The sequence below is a fragment of the Actinomadura monticuli genome (assembly GCF_041463655.1).
Classification (GTDB): domain Bacteria; phylum Actinomycetota; class Actinomycetes; order Streptosporangiales; family Streptosporangiaceae; genus Spirillospora; species Spirillospora monticuli.
In genome coordinates this window covers 102,681-119,783 of record NZ_JAXCEI010000013.1, presented here as the reverse complement: position 1 = coordinate 119,783, position 17,103 = coordinate 102,681, and the positions used below count along the sequence as shown (strand labels likewise).

Annotated in this window: 15 protein-coding genes and 2 pseudogenes; 4 read left to right on the top strand and 13 right to left on the bottom strand. The window is 71.0% G+C overall.

Annotated elements, in window-relative coordinates:
* Positions 1-23 precede the first annotated feature (23 nt).
* Positions 24-1,010, top strand: a complete 987-nt coding sequence (locus SM611_RS27080) for an alpha/beta hydrolase (RefSeq protein ID WP_371952923.1) — start codon at positions 24-26, stop codon at positions 1,008-1,010.
* Positions 1,011-1,085: 75 nt separating this feature from the next.
* On the opposite strand, the gene msrA is transcribed toward SM611_RS27080, so the two are convergent.
* Both msrA and msrB read right to left on the bottom strand, forming a co-directional pair.
* Positions 1,086-1,592, bottom strand: a complete 507-nt coding sequence (gene msrA / locus SM611_RS27075; protein ID WP_371952922.1) for a peptide-methionine (S)-S-oxide reductase MsrA — start codon at positions 1,590-1,592, stop codon at positions 1,086-1,088.
* Positions 1,593-1,601: 9 nt separating this feature from the next.
* Complete coding sequence (msrB, locus tag SM611_RS27070) at positions 1,602-2,069, bottom strand: peptide-methionine (R)-S-oxide reductase MsrB (protein ID WP_371952920.1); 468 nt, start codon at positions 2,067-2,069, stop codon at positions 1,602-1,604.
* Between the two features lie 880 nt (positions 2,070-2,949).
* Here msrB and SM611_RS27065 point away from each other — a divergent pair.
* Positions 2,950-3,867 carry an NADP-dependent oxidoreductase gene (locus tag SM611_RS27065; protein ID WP_371952918.1) on the top strand — a complete coding sequence of 306 codons (918 nt, stop codon included), beginning with the start codon at positions 2,950-2,952 and terminating at the stop codon, positions 3,865-3,867.
* Positions 3,868-3,977: 110 nt separating this feature from the next.
* Entirely contained in the window at positions 3,978-4,610 is a 633-nt protein-coding gene (locus SM611_RS27060) for a TetR/AcrR family transcriptional regulator (protein WP_371952917.1), read from the top strand.
* A 108-nt stretch (positions 4,611-4,718) separates the two neighbouring features.
* Here SM611_RS27060 and SM611_RS27055 read toward each other — a convergent pair whose 3' ends face one another.
* Positions 4,719-6,140: an amidase gene (locus tag SM611_RS27055; RefSeq protein ID WP_371952916.1), complete on the bottom strand. Its 1,422-nt coding sequence runs from the start codon at positions 6,138-6,140 to the stop codon at positions 4,719-4,721.
* Between the two features lie 183 nt (positions 6,141-6,323).
* On the opposite strand from SM611_RS27055, the pseudogene SM611_RS27050 reads away from it, so the two are divergent.
* Positions 6,324-6,569 (top strand): annotated as a pseudogene (locus SM611_RS27050) (low temperature requirement protein A); the annotation flags it as partial.
* On the opposite strand, the gene SM611_RS27045 reads toward SM611_RS27050, so the two are convergent.
* The 10 genes and pseudogenes from SM611_RS27045 to urtA form a co-directional block, all read right to left on the bottom strand.
* Positions 6,521-6,769: an SAM-dependent methyltransferase gene (locus SM611_RS27045; protein WP_371952914.1), complete on the bottom strand. Its 249-nt coding sequence runs from the start codon at positions 6,767-6,769 to the stop codon at positions 6,521-6,523. The pseudogene SM611_RS27050 and the gene SM611_RS27045 sit on opposite strands and share 49 nt — an antisense overlap.
* A gap of 96 nt (positions 6,770-6,865) precedes the next feature.
* A complete protein-coding gene (locus SM611_RS27040) occupies positions 6,866-7,567 on the bottom strand; it encodes a SpoIIE family protein phosphatase (RefSeq protein WP_504230288.1) in 702 nt (233 codons plus the stop codon).
* A gap of 48 nt (positions 7,568-7,615) precedes the next feature.
* A pseudogene (locus tag SM611_RS27035) lies at positions 7,616-8,473 on the bottom strand (Sco1979 family transcriptional regulator); the annotation flags it as partial.
* A gap of 94 nt (positions 8,474-8,567) precedes the next feature.
* The gene (locus SM611_RS27030; protein ID WP_371952912.1) at positions 8,568-9,926 is read right to left on the bottom strand and encodes an NAD(P)/FAD-dependent oxidoreductase; all 1,359 of its coding nucleotides are present in this window, start codon (positions 9,924-9,926) and stop codon (positions 8,568-8,570) included.
* Between the two features lie 45 nt (positions 9,927-9,971).
* On the bottom strand, positions 9,972-12,116 hold the full coding sequence (locus tag SM611_RS27025; protein ID WP_371952910.1) for an ATP-binding protein: 2,145 nt from the start codon (positions 12,114-12,116) through the stop codon (positions 9,972-9,974).
* Positions 12,117-12,319: 203 nt separating this feature from the next.
* Positions 12,320-13,021, bottom strand: coding sequence for an urea ABC transporter ATP-binding subunit UrtE (gene urtE, locus SM611_RS27020; RefSeq protein WP_504230286.1), 702 nt, complete (start codon positions 13,019-13,021; stop codon positions 12,320-12,322).
* Complete coding sequence (gene urtD, locus SM611_RS27015) at positions 13,018-13,767, bottom strand: urea ABC transporter ATP-binding protein UrtD (protein ID WP_371952909.1); 750 nt, start codon at positions 13,765-13,767, stop codon at positions 13,018-13,020. The genes urtE and urtD overlap by 4 nt, the downstream gene beginning before the upstream one ends.
* The gene (urtC, locus tag SM611_RS27010; RefSeq protein ID WP_371952907.1) at positions 13,764-14,870 is read right to left on the bottom strand and encodes an urea ABC transporter permease subunit UrtC; all 1,107 of its coding nucleotides are present in this window, start codon (positions 14,868-14,870) and stop codon (positions 13,764-13,766) included. The genes urtD and urtC overlap by 4 nt, the downstream gene beginning before the upstream one ends.
* Complete coding sequence (urtB, locus tag SM611_RS27005) at positions 14,867-15,745, bottom strand: urea ABC transporter permease subunit UrtB (protein WP_371952905.1); 879 nt, start codon at positions 15,743-15,745, stop codon at positions 14,867-14,869. Before urtB ends, urtC begins: the two co-directional genes overlap by 4 nt.
* Positions 15,746-15,825: 80 nt before the next feature.
* A complete protein-coding gene (urtA, locus tag SM611_RS27000; protein ID WP_371952903.1) occupies positions 15,826-17,019 on the bottom strand; it encodes an urea ABC transporter substrate-binding protein in 1,194 nt (397 codons plus the stop codon).
* Positions 17,020-17,103 lie beyond the last annotated feature (84 nt).

The window sequence follows — 17,103 nt, the reverse complement described above, 5'->3', positions numbered from 1 at the left end:
AGATCCCCTACCAGGAGGTCCGGGTGAGCCAGTCGAACATCTCCCGCCGGCAGCTGCTCAGAACCGCCGGCGGCGCGACCGCCGCGGCCGCGCTCGGCGGCGCGGGCGTCATCGGGTCCGCGACCGCCGCCCACGCGGCCGGCGACGGGTTCGGGCTGCGGATCGTCGACCGCGACGAGGGCGACCCGCGCATGAAGTACTACCGTTTCGCCACCGACGCGATCGGGTGGGACCCCGGGGTCAACGTCCTGCTCCCCAGCGACTACTCGAGCGGGCGGCGCTATCCCGTCCTGTACCTGTTCCATGGCGGCGGCCTCGACCAGGACTTCATCACCTTCGACCGCTGGGGCATCCGCCCCATGACCGTCGGAATGCCCGTCATCATCGTCATGCCCGACGGGGGGCACGCCGGCTGGTACGGCAATCCCGTCTCGTCGAATGCCGGCCCCCGCAACTGGGAGACGTTCCACATCGCCCAGCTCCTGCCATGGATCGACGCGAACTTCCGCACCTATGCCGAATACGACGGGCGTGCGGTCTCCGGATTCTCCATGGGCGGCTTCGGCGCGCTGAAGTACGCGGCGAAGTACTACGGCCACTTCGCGTCCGTCAGCGCCCATTCCGGTCCCGCGAGCCTGCGCCGCGACGCGGGCCTCGTCGTGCACTGGGCGAACGTCACCTCCGCGGCCATCGACCTGGCGGGCGGCACCGTGTACGGGGCGCCGCTGTGGGACGAGGCCAGGGTCAGCGCCGACAACCCGGTGGAGCGCATCCCCAGCTACCGCAACAAGCGGATCTTCCTGGTCGCCGGGACCAGCCCCGACCCGGTGAGCTGGGCCGACTACGTCCAGGAGACCCAGGTGCTCGCCGGCCAGCGCGAGTTCCGCGCCCGCCTCGGCGAGGCCGGGATCCCGCACGAATGGCACGAGGAGCCCGGCGGTCACGTCCTCCGCGAGGGCATGCTCCGCCGAGACCTCGAGGGCATCATCGGCCGGCTCCGCAAGGCCTGACCGGCCCGCTCCCCCACCGGACGTCCCGGCCCCTGCTCCCCCGTCCCTTACCTCATGGCGCCGGGTCCGCCGGCGTCAGGCCGTCGCCCGCTTCGGGAGCTTCCACCCGGGGCGGGGGAAGTGGCAGGTGTAGCCGTTCGGATACCTCTGCAGGTAGTTCTGGTGTTCGGGCTCCGCCTCCCAGAAGTCACCTGCCGGGGCGACCTCGGTGACGACCTTCCCGGACCACAGACCCGAGGCGTCGACGTCGGCGATCGTGTCCTCGGCGACCCGCTTCTGCTCGTCGCCGGTGTAGAAGATCGCCGAGCGGTAGCCGGTGCCGATGTCGTTCCCCTGGCGGTTCTTCGTCGAAGGGTCGTGGATCTGGAAGAAGAACTCGAGCAGCGTCCTGAAGTCGGTCTTCTCGGGGTCGTAGACGACCTCGATGGACTCCGCGTGGGTGCCGTGGTCGCGGTAGGTGGCGTTCGGCACGTCGCCGCCGCTGTACCCGACGCGGGTGGACACGACGCCGGGCTGCCTGCGGAACAGCTCCTCCATGCCCCAGAAGCAGCCGCCGGCGAGGATCGCCTTCTCCGTGGTCACGTGGTCTCCTTACTTGTCGTCGGCGTCACCCGTGAACAGGGTGCGGTACTCGCCGTACCCTTCCCTCTCCAGGTCGTCGAGGTGAATGAACCGCAACGACGCGGAGTTGATGCAGTAGCGCAGGCCGCCCCTGTCAGCGGGGCCGTCGGGGAAGACGTGGCCGAGGTGGCTGTCCCCGTGCAGCGAGCGGGCCTCCGTCCGGATCATCCCGTAGCCGGAGTCCTCGCGCTCGACGACGTTCGTGCCCGCGATCGGCTTCGTGAAGCTCGGCCAGCCGGTGTCGCTGTCGTACTTGTCGGCGGACGCGAACAGCGGCTCGCCGGACACGACGTCGACGTAGATGCCGGGCTCGTGGTTGTCCCAGTAGGCGTTGGCGAACGGACGCTCGGTGCCGTCCTGCTGGGTCACGCGGTACTGCTCCGGATCGAGCCGCGAAACGGCTTCGGGGCTCTTGTGGTACTGGGTCTGCCGGGGCACAGCTCTCCCTTCCCGGCCTAGCGGCGTGAAGGTGGGAAACCAGGTGAAGCGCACCTGGACGCACCTGTACAGACACTCCGCGGCCGGATTGTATTCCCGGCCAGATGGACTGAAAAGTCCATCTGAGCATACAGCCCGGACTGAGGCACGTCCGGGAGACCTCGGTGCCGCACGACACCCAAGACGATCTATCACCCAAGTTCTGGCGGGAGTCGGCCGGACAGAGACACCGAGCTTCAGCTCCTAGGAGGCGGCGCTCGCATGCCAGATCATCATGAGAGGTGGACTTGAAGGTCCAGCACGTTAGTGCCACGTTCCGGCATACCAGCCGTCGCCGCCGCCTCGCGGCGCAACCCGCCACGGCAGGTGCCGTGGCGGACGAGCTCTGCCGCATCCACCCCTCATGAACCAGAAGTGGACTGCATAGTCCTAATCAAGTTTGAGCAATCCCGAGGTCAAGTGGGGCGCTCCGATGTCCGATGACCCTACTCGGATCGATCCCGCCCCCCGGACGCGACCGACTTGTCGCGCGCCCACAGCAAGTACGCAGGTCAACACTGGAACGTGTGCCCGGTTCGCCGTCGAGGCACGGTGCGACCCCAGCGCACCACTCGACCGCTTTCGTGCGGCAAGTCCGGAGTTGGTTCAGATCAAGCTTGGGTCTAACCGTCCAAAGTGGACTTGACCGACCAGTTCCGCCCTGACTAAGTTCGAGGTCGTCCGGCTGCGTTCCTCCATTAGCGACCGACTGTCCGATATGGAGCAACTGCCGCCGGTGGGGCCGCGGAGGCCCCCGTGCCCGCGGGGAGACCGACGCCGGTGAAGCGGGATTGAAGCGGGATGTCGTGCAGGCAAGGACTGGATCGGGAGGGGACGTCTGATGAAGGCGATCGTGGTGACGGACGAGGCCGCGGGGACGGCCGGGATGACGCTTGCGGAGCGGCCCGAGCCGCCGGCGGCGATAAACGACGTCATCGTCCGGGTGCATGCGTCGGGATTCGTCCCGACCGAGTTGGAGTGGCCCTCGACCTGGACCGATCGCCGCGACCGTGACCGGACACCGTCGATCCTCGGGCACGAACTGGCCGGAGTGGTCACCGCCCTCGGCTACGGCACGACGGGCCTGTCCGTGGGACAGCGGGTGTTCGGCCTCACCGACTGGCACCGCGACGGCACCCTGGCCGAATTCACGGCCGTCGAGGCGCGCAACCTCGCGCCCCTGCCGGGCGACGTCGACTTCACGGTGGGAGCGAGCCTGCCGATCTCAGGCCTGACCGCGTGGCAGGGACTGTTCCAGCACGGCCGCCTCCAGGCGGGGCAGAGCGTCCTCGCGCACGGTGCCGCCGGCGCGGTCGGGTCGATGGTGACGCAACTCGCACGTGAGTTCGGCGCCTACGTCATCGGCACCGGCCGTGCCGCCGACCGTCAGAAGGCGCTCGACTTCGGCGCGGCCGAGTTCGTCGACCTCGAAGCCGACGCGCTGGAGGACGTCGGCCCCGTCGACCTCGTGTTCGACGTCATCGGCGGCGACGTCCAGAAGCGGTCCGCCGGCCTGATCGGCGCGGGAGGAACGCTGGTGACCGTCGTCGGACCGCCCGAGGCACGGCCCGCCGGCGGCCTGGCGATCGACTTCGTCGTCGAGTCCGATCGCGCGCAACTGGCGGAGATCGTCCAGCGGGTGCGTGACGGACGACTGCGCACGAACATCGGCGACGTCGCGCCCCTCGACGACGCCGTGGCCGCCCTCAACCCGACCGAACGGCGCAAGGGGAAGACGATCATCCGCGTGCGCTCCTGAGGCGCGGCCGGGACCCGGTTCGGAGGAACGCCGCACCTGTCGGCCGCCGGTGGGCGTCCCATGCCGCGCTTGCCCGAGTCGACCGGGGACGGCCCGGTAGCCTTGCGTTCGTGACCGGGGCGGAAAGGACCGAACAGGGGCCGAGGCTGACACCTCGCGGCGCGGCGACGAGGCGGCGCATCATCGAGGCCGCGGCCGACCTCATGTACGTGCGAGGGGTCAGCGCGACCACTCTGGACGATGTCCGCGCCGCGAGCGGCACGAGCAAATCCCAGCTCTACAACCACTTCGCGGACAAGGAGCAGCTGGTCCGCGCGGTGGTCCGGCTCCGCTCGGAACAGATCATGGAGCGCGAGCAGGTCGCGCTGCGGCGCCTCAGATCGTTCAACGGCCTGGTTCGGTGGAGGGACGCGATCGTCCAGCGCAACGCCCTGCGGAAGGGTGCGTACGGCTGCGTCATCGGTTCGATCGCCGGAGAGGTCTCCGACCAGGACGAGGTTGCTCGCATCGCCCTCGCGGAGACCTTCGAGGAGTGGGAGGACCTCATCGAGGCGGGCCTGCGCCGCATGCAGGACGCCGGGACTCTCGCCGCCGGCGCCGACCCTCGGAAGCTCGCGATCGGGCTGATGGCGGCGCTGCAAGGGGGCTACCTGCTGGCCCAGGCCGCCCACGACGTCACGCCCATGGAGATCGCGCTCGACATGGCGCTCGATCACGTCAGGATGTATCTCTCGGCCCGGTAGGTCCAGCGCTCACCCGTCGCGCGCCTCTCCGAAGGCCCCCGCGTGTGGCCGAGCACCTCGTCGACACGCCCCTCGTCGGCCGGCCGGGAACGAGGAACCGCACGGTGGTCATCGTGGCGGGGTCCAGCCGCCGAGTGCGCGTTCGAGTTCGAGGGCGACAGCGATGGTGAGGTGGTCGTTCCTCGGGGCCGCGGCGACCTGGACGCCGAGCGGAAGCCCGTCCGGGCCGAGGCCCAGGGGTACGACGGTGGCGGGCACGCCCAGCAGGTTGAACACCGCCGTGGTCATGAGCGCGAACGGCCGGCGCACGGTCGCGCCGTGGCGCGGGGCGGGCACCGGGTAGGGCGGGTGCAGCAGTACGCCGTCGCCGATCATCCCCGCCATCTCGTCGACGAGGGCGTTTCCGGCGGCCAGTGCCCGCGTGCGGGCGCGCTCGGACGCGGGAACCCGTTCGGCGAACACTTGCAGGAGGGTGGGCAGCGTGTGCGGCCCCCCTCGGCGCAGCGCCGTGCGCACGGTGACGGGCGCGGAGCCGTTGGCGGTGATCACGTCCTGCAGTCCTTCGTCGGTGACCTCGTCGAGGGCGGCGAGGTACAGGACCGCGGCGCGCCGCAGGTCGCGCAGTTCCACGGAGGCCACCTTCGCCCCGGCGGCGGCCAGCGCCCCGGCGGCCCGCTCCCGTGCGGCCAGCAGCTTCGGGTCGAGCCGCATGCGGGTGAACTTCTCGCTGACGAGGACGCGGAGGCCGGTGAAGGAGACGGCGGCCGGGTCGCCGAGGGACAGGGGGCGGACGAAGTCGTCGCGGCCGTCCGGGCCGGCGATGATCCGCAGGATCGGCATGAGGTCCTCGGCGCGCCGGGCGAGGGGCCCCTTGGACACGAGCCGTCCCTCGCGCGGAGGGCCGGAGGGGAACTCGCCCGTGTTCGGGACGAGTCCCGCGGTGGCCTTGTGGCCGAAGACGCCGTTGAAGAAGGCCGGCAACCGGATCGATCCGGCGAGGTCGGAGCCGAGGCCGAACGGCGCGGCGCCCGATCCGATCGCGGCGCCCTCGCCGCCGGACGACCCGCCCGCCGTCCGCCGGGGATCGTAGGCATTTCCGGTCCGGCCGTAGAGGCGGTTGTCGGTCTCGATCCACATGCACAGTTCCGCGGTGTTGGTGACGCCCAGCGGGATCGCGCCCGCGTCCAGGATCCGCTGGACGACCGGGGCGTTCCCTTCGGCTCGGACACCGCGGCGGGACACCAGTCCGGCCGAGTTCGGCATGCCGGTCAGCGCCAGCGACTCCTTGATGGTGCAGGGCACGCCGAGCAGGGGCGGCAGCGCGTCCGGGGTGGCGGCGGCGGCTCTCTTCGCGTCGGCGGCGTCCGCTTCGGCGCGGGCCCGGTCGTAGCGTTCGGCGGCCAGCGGGTTGATCCGCGGCTGGATGCGCCGCATAACGGCGATGTGCGCCTCGACGACGTCGCGCGCGCTCACCTGTCCGCTGCGGATGAGGCGGGCCAGGTGCAGGGCGGAGAGCTCGGTCGGCTCCATTGGTCGTCTCCCGATGTGCATGACGCGTGCGTGGAGCAGGGGGCGGGAAGCGGGTCGGCGACCTCCAGGACAGCGCGGCGCCCAGCGCCTCGGCGCTCATCGTAATCCTCGTCCGGCGGCGGGCAGACGGGGACGCAGTGGTGAACGCCGCACGGCACGGCGGACCGCCCAGGCCACCGGCGTATGGGGGCCGACACGCTGCCGCGACGGCGGCGTCCGCTGACCGGCGGGCGCACATACGCATGCCTGTGGCTGCTCTATTTCTCGAGGATGGCGGACGCCGCCGAGCAGGCCCTCGAACGCGCGCACGGGACGCGCCGCGCCCAGATCGCCCGCGACGCCTACACGCTGATCCATTTCCCGCTCATCGCGAAAGCGGTCTACATCGCGCTGGGCGTCCACGAAGTCCTGGCGCAGTCGTCCGGCGACACCGCCGACAGGGGCGAGCCTCTGGAATGGACCTTCTTGAATGGCCCGGATCGAGCGGGGCCCGTCTCCGGCACGGCGGTGCGGGGGCGCCACCGGTGAAGCGGCACCAGGCCGGGAGGGAGCAGGTCCACGCCCGCCATCAGCGCTTCGACCTCCGCCGCGGTGCGCAGGTTCGGGCGCGGCGTCGCGCCTCGGACCATCTTTGAAAACCCGCGTGTTCGTCGGACCAGGGCGAGGGCACCGTCCGAAGGTAGCGCCCGCCCGGGTTCCGGGTGGCCGGTTTCTGAGCAGCGCGGTCATTCATCCGGCCGCACCGTCCAGTGCGCCACCGCCGGTTCGGTCTCGGGTCGCGGAGCATGCCGTTCGAGGTGCGCCAGCAGGAGCGTCGGCGGGAGGCGGAGGGCGCCCACGGCGTGGTCGAGCAGATCGGCCTGAATGCTCTCCAGCGTCTTGGCCGGGTCGTCCGCGCACAGCGCGGCGGCCCGTTCCGCCAGTGAATCGGCGTGGCCCTGCTCGTGGCGCGTCTGTATCGGGCCGTGGGGGTGCAGCAGGAGCCGGTCATTGTGGCGGAGCGGCACGGTCGTGGTCTCGGGCCATTGGCCGCCGGCGTCGAGCAGGGTCAGCGGCGGATAGCTGGGCAGGGCCTCGACCGGAAGCACCCGGCCCTCTCTGATCAGCAGCGGCGGCGGGCCCCCGCAGCACACCATTTCGGCGGTGTCCTCGCGGAGGGTGAGCAGCAGAGCGGTGACGAATTCGCCGTCCTCCGCCATCGGGGCGAGGAGCGAGTGCATCCGGTCGGCCAAGCCCGGCAGGGTCGGCTCGCCGGGAGCCAGCCGCCGGAAGCCGCCGAGCGCGGCGTCCGCCGTCCGCCGGGCCGGCTCGCCCGTCCCCAGCACGTCCCCGATCAGGATCCTGGTGCCGAAGGACGTGGGCAGGACGGCATGGAAATCGCTTCTGAGCCGGGGCGCCGCCGGAAGCCGGGAGCTCTGCGTGCGCACTGTTCCGCCGTGCTGCGCGAAGGTCGTGGTCGGCGTTCCGTACTCCGTCCGAAGAAGGCCCGTGAGGACCTCGGGGGTGGACTCCGGCGTGGCGCTCTCCACGCACAGCCGCTCCATCGCCCTGAGATAGCTCTCGGTCTCCTCCGGCTTGTCCAGATACAGCGCGCCGGTGAGGTTCTCCAGGTAGACCACGTCCGGCACCTCGGGCTCGGGGAAGCGCAGGACGGTGAAGGCGCCGCCCTCCGCGACGTGGCCCCCGAAACGGAACGGCATGACCTGGACCGTGGTGTTCGGTTGCGCGCACATGACGATGAGGTGCTCGAGCTGGCCCCGCATCGTCTCGTGGCCTCCGAGGGGCCGGCGCAGCGCCGTCTCGTCTATGACGACCCACAGCCGGGCGGCGTCGGGCATGGAGAGCCGCTCCTGGCGGCGCATCCGCAGTTCGACCCGGTGATCGATCTCGGCGGCGGAGGCGTCCGGATTCCCGAGGCGAATGACCGCGCGGGCGTAATCGGGGGTCTGCAGCAGGCCGGGGACGAATTGGATCTCGTACGTCCGGATGAGCGACGTCGACGCTTCGAGCCCCACATAGGTCTGGAACCAGTGGGGCAGGACGTCGTGGTAGCGGTGCCACCAGCCCGGCGTGTTCGCCTCGCGCGCCTTCTCCAGGATCGCGTCGCGCTCGCCCTCGTCGGCCACGCCGTAGAGGGTGAGCAGATCGGCCACGTCCCGTTCCTTGAAGCTCACCCGGCCGAGTTCCAGCCGGCTGATCTTCGACTCCGAGCTCCGGATGCGGTCACCGGCCTCCTGGCGGCTCAGCCCGGACGCCTCCCGCAGGCGGCGCAGCTGGGCGCCGAGGATGATGCGCAGCACCGTCGAACTCGAGGCAGGTCGCTCAACGGTCACCTCCCACCTCCGCGGGCAGGGGCAGTGGCAGTCGCGGCGGCAGCCGCGGCGGCAGTGGCATCGCGCGCTCCCCGCGCGCCGGGTCGCGTCCCGCTCACGGGATGAGGTGGTCGGGTCCGGCCGCCGGGCGGACGCGCGCGGTGGCGGCGCGCAGCAGCACTCCCGGCAGGAACAGCGACTGGGGCTGGGCGGTGAGCGACAGCACGTCGATGAACCGGTCGCAGACCCGCGGGTCGACGTTGGCGAGGGACTGGACCCGGTCCACGTAGCGATTGAGGATCTTGGTCTGGACGCCGGCCGTGGCGCCTTCGGTGGTGCTGTACCGCAGGTCCTCCCCCGTGGCCACCAGCCACGGGCCGGTGGCGTTCTTGATCACCTTGCGGTGGAAGCGCCGCGCCAGCCTGTCGAGGTCCCCGTCCGACCGCAGGCACGCGTCCAGCGTCAGCGCGGACTTCGCCGCGACGGTCATTCCCTGGCCGTACAGCGGGTTGAAGGCGCACAGCGCGTCGCCCGCGACCAGGAACCGCCTCGGCCACCTCCGCATCCGCTCGTAGTGGCGGCGGAGGTTGGCGGTGCGCCGGTAGCTGACGACGGGCGTGAGCGGCTCGGCGTCGCGGATCGCCTCGTAGAGCACCGGGCTGCGCAGGCTCTTGGCGAACTCCAGGAAGCCGTCGTCCTCGTTGGGCGGGTAGTCCTCCCCGACGCCGAAGAGGCTGACGATCCACCGTCCGCCCTCCTGGGGGAACAGCGCGCCGGTGCGCGTGCCGTGCGGGGGGTCGGCCTGGAGGTAGAGCGCCTTCCAGCCGGGGTCGAACCCGGAGGGGATGGTGTAGGTGCGGCTGGCGTATCCCAGCAGGGGGTTGATCAGGGTCTGCCGGACGGCGGGATAGCCGAGCCCCTCCAGCCACGCGGGGGTCTTGGAGGAGCGCCCGGTGGCGTCGACGACCAGGTCCGCGGTGAGCGGCTCACCGGGCGCGGTCGTCCCGCGCTCCCGCACCTCGACGCCGGTGACGGCCCCGGCCTCGGCCAGCAGCCCGGTCACCTCGTGGCCCCCGAGCATCCGGACCGTCCCGGTCTTGGCCAGCCGGGCGCGCACCGTCCAGTCGAGGAGGTCCCGGCTGAAGGTCAGCAGGCGGGTCGACTCGAACCGGCGCCGCCATCCGGCGGAGGTCAGCCACAGCATGTCCGCGGGGACCCGGACCTCCGGGACGTCCGCGGCGAGCAGCTCCTTCTCCAGCCCGGGGAACAGCTGCTCGGCGATCTCCAGTCCGCGGCTCCAGAGCACGTGGAGGTGCCGGGCCTGCCCCAGGCCGGGTCGGGACGCGACGGCCTCCGCGAGACGGTCGCGCTCGATCACGGTGACCTGGGCGAAGTGGTCGGCGAGGATCCGTGCCGCCAGCAGCCCCATCAGGCTGCCGCCGATGACGACGGCATGCTCACGGGCCTGCGTCATGGTCTTCCTCCTCGCGGGTGCGGTACGGGCGCTGCTACGGGGATCTCAGCGGCGGCGCTCGGAGGCCGCCGCGAGCGGGAGGGAGTCCGGGCGCTCGCCCATCGCGAAGGCGACGGCCTCGTCGAGACCGAGGGCCGTGCCCTGTTCGAAGAGGCGTTCGTAGGTCTCGTCGCCCAAAGCCTGCCGAGCACGTTGCTCCCCTTCACTGTGCGGGGCGTTGAAGTACGCGGAACCGAACAGCGGGAGCCCTACCGTCCGCCAGATCCTTGCGGCCGCCCCCTGCATGGCCGCGGCGTCCCCGGGACGGCCGCCGGCCGCGCGGAACAGGGCGAGGAGTTCGATGCCCAGCACGGCGCACACCAGGTCGTGGAACGTCCGGCTGATGTTCACGCACGCCCGGGCGAGGCGGGTCGCCTCCTCGGCCCGGCCGCCGGTCCAGGCCGCGAAGGCCAGGACGTAGAGCGCGTAGGCCCTGACCCACCGCTCGCCGTGCTCCTCGCAGATCGCGCGGACCTCTTCGCACAGCTCGACGGCGGAGGGCAGGTCCCCTTGGAACGCGACCGTCATGGCGTACTCGGCGCGCGCCATGATCACGCTGGTGTCGAGCTCCCCGAGGGAGTCGTAGGCCGCGAGCGCGTCCTTGAACAGGGTGGCCGCTCGCTCGTGGTCGTCCGTCACCAGGGCGACACAGCCCAGCCGATGGACCGCGTTGGCCGACGCGACCGGGTCGCCGGTTCGCTCGGCCTCTGCTCGGCCGGCCTCCAGCAGCTCGGTCGCGGCCCCGGTCTCGCCCTGCTTGATGGCGATGTAGCCGTTCACCCAGAGGGCCTTGGCGCGGATCGGGGTCGGGCCGGCGTCGACGGCGAGTGCCCGGTCCAGCCAGTACCTGCCTTCGGCGAGGAAACCGCACCCCACCCAGTAGAAGCACAGCGCCCCGGCCATCCAGAGGCCGGTCTGCGTCTCACTGGGGGTGCCGAGGCAGTAGTCCAGGGCCGCGCTCACATTGGCGTGCTCACCGAGCATCCGTCTGAAGATCTCCTCCTGCTCGGCGCCGAACCACTCCCGCTCCCATTGCCGGACCAGCCGCAGATACCAGTCGCGGTGCCGCTCGCGCACACTCTGCCGCTCGCCCAGTTCGTCGAGCCATTCCGCGCCGTACTCGCGCAGGGTGTCCAGAAGCCGGTACCGCGCGTTCACTCCGTCGCCGGCCCGTGAAAGGATCGATTTGTCGACCAGCCCGGCCAGCGTCAGCGAGACGCGGTCCGCGGGCAGTACGCCGTCGCCGCACACGTGCTCGACCGCGCGCTGATCGAAATCCCCGGCGAATACCGACAGCCGGGCCCACAGGAGCCGTTCCTGGCGCGTGCACAACTCATGGCTCCAGCCGACCGTCGTCCGTAGTGCGTCGTGCCGCGACGCACCATCGGACGCGGCCGCGGCGCCGTCCACCAGCATTTCGAACCGGTCGTCCAGCCCGTCCGACAACTGGTCCAGGGAGAACCGCCGCAACTGGCCGGCGGCGAGTTCCAGGGCCAGGGGAATTCCCTCCAGCCGACGACACAGCCGCACGACGGTGCGCCAGTTGTCGTCGCCGACGGCGAAGCCGCCCGTGGCCGATGCCGCGCGCTCCTCGAACAGGGCGACCGCCGGGGGCCGCGCCGCCGTGTCCGCCGGAGCGGCCTCCAGGTCCGGCGTCTCCAGCGGGGCGAGTTCCAGCACGTGCTCACCGTGGACGCCGAGGGCCTGCCGGCTCGTGGTCAGCACGCATAAACCGGGCGCCGCGTTCAGCAGGACCTCGGCCACGCCCGCACAGGCGGCCCTGAGATGCTCGCAGGTGTCCAGCACCAGCAGCAGCCGTCTGCGGGACAGATGATCGGCGAGGACGTCGAGCCGCGGACGCGCGGTCTGGTCGACGATCCGCAGGGCGCGGGCGATGGCATGGCCCACGAGCGAGCCCTCGCGCAGGCCCGACAGGGGCACCACCCATGCGCCGTCCGGGAACCGGTCCTCCAGTTCCCGCGCCGCCTCCAGCGCGACCCGCGTCTTGCCGACGCCGCCGACCCCGGTCACCGTCACCATGCGCCCGGTGCCGAACAGCCCTTTGACCTCGGTCAGCTCGGCGTGCCGTCCGACGAGAGCGGCGGTGTGAGGGAGGAGATTCCCCCTTCGCAGCACATCGGCCCCAGCCACGATCGCCTCATTCCCCGCACGCCGTCACGATGGCGCACCACCTTACCCAGCCGGCCTGCGAAAATGGTGCGTATTTCGAAATCAACAGCCGATCAGGAAGAATCACTACAGGGACCACAAAAACACTCATCCACCACATAAGTCGTCAACGGCCCCGGCGGGGCCGGAGCCCCGCTGGACGCCGCCGTCCTCGCCGCCGGGGTTCAGACGGCGAGGAGGTGCTTGACCTTGTCGTCGTGCAGGTCGGCGGCGCTTCCGGAGTGCCGGACGGTGCCGCCGTCGAGGATCACGAACGCGTCGGCGAGGCGGAGGGCCAGGTCGAGGTACTGCTCCACGAGCAGGACGGCGAGGTCGTGCTCCTTGTGCAGCCGTTCGACGGCCTCCTCGATCTCACGGATGATCGACGGCTGGATGCCCTCCGTCGGCTCGTCCAGGATCAGGATGCGCGGCCGGGTCACCAGGGCCCGGGCGATCGCCAGCTGCTGCTGCTGACCGCCCGACAGGAAGCCGGCCCGGCGCTTCAGCAGGCCGGTCAGGCGCGGAAAGACCTCCAGGGCGTCGTCGATGGCGGACCGGTCGCGCCGTCCGGTGGCCTCCAACGTCACCTGGAGGTTCTCCCAGACCGTGAGCTGGGGGAACGTCTCGTGCCCCTGCGGGGCGTAGCCCATGCCCAGCCGGACGCGCTGGTACGTGCGCATGCGCGTCACATCGGTGCCGTCGAGGGTGACCGTGCCCGCGGTCGGGGTCAGCACGCCCATGATCGCGTTGAGCAGCGTGGTCTTCCCCACGCCGTTGCGGCCCATGACGGTGACCAGCTCGCCGGGGCCGACGGTCAGGTCCACTCCGAACAGCACCTGCGACCGGCCGTAGGCGGCCTGCAGCCCGCTCACCTGAAGCATGCTCATACCGCCTTCTCCTCGCGCGACCGGCCGAGATAGACCTCCTGGACCCGGGGGTCGGCCTGGACGGCGGCCACGTCCCCCTCCACCAGCACCTTGCCTTCGTGCAGGACGGTCACCTGGGACGCGTACCGCCGGAGGAACTCCATGTCGTGCTCCACGACGACGACCGTGTGGTCCTTGGCGATCTCGGTGAGCAGTTCGCCCGTCCGCTCGCGCTCGTCCTGGCTCATGCCCGCGACGGGCTCGTCCAGCAGCAGCAGTTTCGGCCGCTGCGCGATCAGCATGCCGATCTCCAGCCACTGCCGCTGGCCGTGCGACAGCACCCCGGCGGGACGGTCCGCCAGGCCGGCGAGCCCGATCCGCTCCAGCGTGGCCGCCACCACCTCCGACGTGCCGCGCCGCTGCCGGAGCAGCGCGGCCAGCGGGCGGCGGAAGGAGGCGGCGAGGTCGATGTTCTCCAGGACGGTGAGCTCCTCGAACACCACGGAGGTCTGGAATGTCCGGCCGATCCCGAGCCGCACGATCCGGTGCTCCGGCCGTCCCACCAGGGAGGCGCCGGCGTAGGTCACCGATCCTCCCGCGGGCCGGGCCAGGCCGGTGATCACGTCGATCAGGGTGGTCTTCCCGGCCCCGTTGGGGCCGATGAGGAAGCGCAGCTCGCCCTGCTCGACGGTGAGGTCGACGCCGTCGAGGGCCCGGAAGCCGCCGAAGACGACCTCCAGCCCGCGGATCTCCAGCAGCGCGCTCACGGTGCGACCGCCTCCCTTTCTCCCGTCGCGGCGGCCGGCGCGGGCTCGGGCGGCGGAGCGGCCGCCCCGCGGCGCCGGGCGAGGGCTTCGCCGGCCCACCGCACGGCCCCGGCGACACCGCCCGGCGCCAGCATGATCACGAAGATGAACATCAGACCCTGCAGGTAGACCCAGCCGCTCGGGTACTGCTCGCTGAACGTGGTGTGCGCCCAGTTGAGCAGCACCCCGCCGAGCGCCGCGCCGGCCAGCGAGAACCGCCCGCCGATGGCCACCGCGACCACGAGCTCGATCGACGGGACGACCCCGAGCAGCGACGGCGAGATGATCCCGACGACCGGCACGTACAGCGCCCCGGCGATGCCCGCCATCGCCGCCGACGACGCGAACGCCACGGTCTTGACGGTGGCCGGGTTGTAGCCGAGGAACCGGACCCGGTCCTCGCCGTCGCGCACCGCGACGAGCAGCCGGCCGAAGCGGCTCTTCACCAGCTGGCGGCACAGCAGGTAGAGGGCGCCGAGCACGAGGGCCACCACGAAGTAGAAGGCGCGCTTGGAGCCGTCCTCCTCGGGGTCGCGGCCGAAGACGTCGTAGAAGTGCGTGAGCCCGTTGGTCCCGCCGGTGAGGCCCTGCTGGCCCACCAGCCAGATCACGAAGGCGGCGGCGAGCGCCTGACTGAGGATCGCGAAGTAGGCGCCGCGCACCCGCTGCCGGAACACCAGGAGGCCGAGGATCACCGCGGCCGCCGCCGGGACGGCCACCGCCGCGGCGATGGCGAACACCGGGTTGGAGAACGGCTTCCACAGCAGCGGCAGCCGCTCCACCCCGCTCCACACCATGAAGTCGGGCAGGTTGCCCGGCCCCGCGTCATGGAGCTTCAGGTACATGGCCATCGAGTAGCCGCCCAGGCCGAAGAACACGCCCTGGCCGAGGGTGAGCATGCCGCCCTGGCCCCAGGCCAGCCCGATGCCGAGCGCGGCGATGGCGAAGCACAGGTACTTGGCGAGCAGGCCGAGCCGGAACGGGTCCAGGACGGCGGGCGCGACCACGAGGACCAGCAGCGCCGCGGCGGTGAAGAGCGCGATCCCGCGCCACCGGGCCGTCATGTCAGCGTCCGGGTGCGCAGGACGAACAGGCCCTGCGGGCGGGCCTGCAGGAACACCACGATCGCCCCGAAGGCGATCACCTTGGCCAGGCTCGCGTCCGTCCAGAACTCGGCGTAGGAGTTGAGCAGGCCGAGGGCCAGCGCCGCGAGGACGGCGCCGCGCAGCCGGCCGAGGCCGCCCGCGACCACGACCAGGAACGCGTCCACGATGTAGTAGGTGCCGAGGTTGGGGCCGATGGGGCCGATCAGCGTCAGCGCGACGCCGGCGATCCCGGCGACGCCGGAGCCGATGAAGAACGTGAGCTGGTCGACCCGGCCGGTGTTGACGCCGCTGCACGCGGCGAGCTGGCGGTTCTGCATCACCGACCGCATCCGGCGGCCCTGCCGCGTCCAGCTCTGGTAGGTCCAGATCGCCAGGACCGACACCGCCGCGAGGACGAGGATGAACAGGCGCGTGTAGGGCAGTTGCGAGCCGAAGATCCGCACGCCCCCGCCGAGCCATTCGGGGGCGCGCACCTGGACGTTGGGCGCGCCGAAGACGTCGCGGGCGAGCTGCTGGAGGACGAGGCTGACCCCCCAGGTGAGGAGCAGGGTGTCGAGCGGCCGTCCGTAGAAGTGGCGGATCGCCGCCCGCTCCAGGAGCAGGCCCATCGCGCCGGCGACGGCGAACGCGACGGGCAGGGCGACCAGGACCGCCTGCCGCCCGGTCCAGTCCTGCAGGACGTACGCCGTGTAGGCGCCCGCCATCATGAACTCGCCGTGGGCCATGTTGATCACGCCCATCTGGCCGAAGGTGAACGTCAGGCCGAGTGCGACGAGCATCAGGACGGCGGCGATGCTGAGGCCGATCGGCAGCTGGCTGAGCAGGGCTTCCATACGACTCCTCGGTGCCCTTGGTCGACGGGGGCCGTCGGGCCGGGGCGCCCCGGACGGGCCGGGACGCCCCTGGCGGAGGATCAGGACAGGCCGGCGGCCCAGGGGTAGCTCTTGAGGTAGGGGTCCGGCGCGATGGGCTTGCCGGAGTCCCACACCTGCTTGATCGTGCCGTCGGACTGGATGACGCCGATGCGGGCGGTCTTGTGCACGTGGTGGTTGGCGCCGTCGATCGTCACCTTGCCCTCGGGCAGGTCGAGGGAGACGCCGCCCGCGGCCTTCTTGACCGCCTCGACCTCGGTCGTCCCGGCCTTCTCGACCGCCGCGGCCCACAGCTTCACGGCGTTGTACCCGGCCTCCATCGGGTCCGAGGTCACCTTGTCCGAGCCGTACTTCGCCTTGAACGCCTTCACGAACGCCTCGTTGGCCTTGCCCGGGGTCGTCATGTAGTAGTTCCAGGCGACGAGCTGGCCCGTGATGTTGTCGACGCCGATGCCCTTGACCTCCTCCTCGGCGATGCTGACGGACATCACCGGGAGGGACGAGGCGGTGGCGCCGGCGCTCTTGAGCTGCTTGAAGAACGCGACATTGCTGTCGCCGTTAAGGGTGTTGAACACCGCGTCGGGCTTCGCCTGCATGACCTTGTTGACGAGGGTGCTGTACTCCGTCGTCCCCAGCGGCGTGTACTCCTCACCGAGAACGGTCATTCCGTTGGCGCCGGCGTACGCCTTGATCTCCTTGTTCGCGGTGCGCGGGAAGACGTAGTCGCTCCCGACGAGGAATATCTTCTTCTTGCCCTTCTCCTTGAGATAGTCCAATGCCGGGACGATCTGCTGGTTGGTGGTCGCGCCGGTGTAATAGATGTACGGCGAGCTTTCCAGCCCCTCGTACTGAACCGGATACCACAGCAGCGCCTTGTTGCGTTCGAATACGGGCAGCATCGCCTTGCGGCTGGCCGATGTCCAGCCGCCGAACACGGTCGCGACCTTGTCCTTGCGGATGAGTTTCTGCGCCTTCTCGGCGAAGGTGGGCCAGTCCGAGGCGCCGTCCTCGACGACCGGTTCGAGCTTCTTGCCGAGGACGCCACCGGCGGCGTTGATCTCGTCGATGGCCATGAGCTCGGAATTCTTGACGGTGACCTCGCTGATGGCCATGGTCCCGCTCAGCGAGTGGAGGACGCCGACCTTGATGGTGTTCCCGCTCGCCGACGCGGTGCCGCCGGACTCGTCCGACCCGCTACCGCAGGCGGTGAGGCAAAGCAATGACGCAGCCGCCATTGACACCAATACCGGCAGAGATTTCCTGAGCACGTACCACTCCTTGCGGGCAGCCCCGAAACTGATGGCGGACACCGCCGATGC

Excerpts from the sequence above, each read along its gene's own strand:
- SM611_RS27065 (WP_371952918.1), top strand. The coding sequence starts at position 2,950 with ATGAAGGCGATCGTGGTGACGGACGAGGCCGCGGGGACGGCCGGGATG.
- SM611_RS27055 (WP_371952916.1), bottom strand. The coding sequence starts at position 6,140 with ATGGAGCCGACCGAGCTCTCCGCCCTGCACCTGGCCCGCCTCATCCGC.
- SM611_RS27045 (WP_371952914.1), bottom strand. The coding sequence starts at position 6,769 with ATGGTCCGAGGCGCGACGCCGCGCCCGAACCTGCGCACCGCGGCGGAG.
- SM611_RS27030 (WP_371952912.1), bottom strand. The coding sequence starts at position 9,926 with ATGACGCAGGCCCGTGAGCATGCCGTCGTCATCGGCGGCAGCCTGATG.
- urtE (WP_504230286.1), bottom strand. The coding sequence starts at position 13,021 with ATGAGCATGCTTCAGGTGAGCGGGCTGCAGGCCGCCTACGGCCGGTCG.
- urtC (WP_371952907.1), bottom strand. The coding sequence starts at position 14,870 with ATGACGGCCCGGTGGCGCGGGATCGCGCTCTTCACCGCCGCGGCGCTG.
- urtB (WP_371952905.1), bottom strand. The coding sequence starts at position 15,745 with ATGGAAGCCCTGCTCAGCCAGCTGCCGATCGGCCTCAGCATCGCCGCC.
- urtA (WP_371952903.1), bottom strand. The coding sequence starts at position 17,019 with ATGGCGGCTGCGTCATTGCTTTGCCTCACCGCCTGCGGTAGCGGGTCG.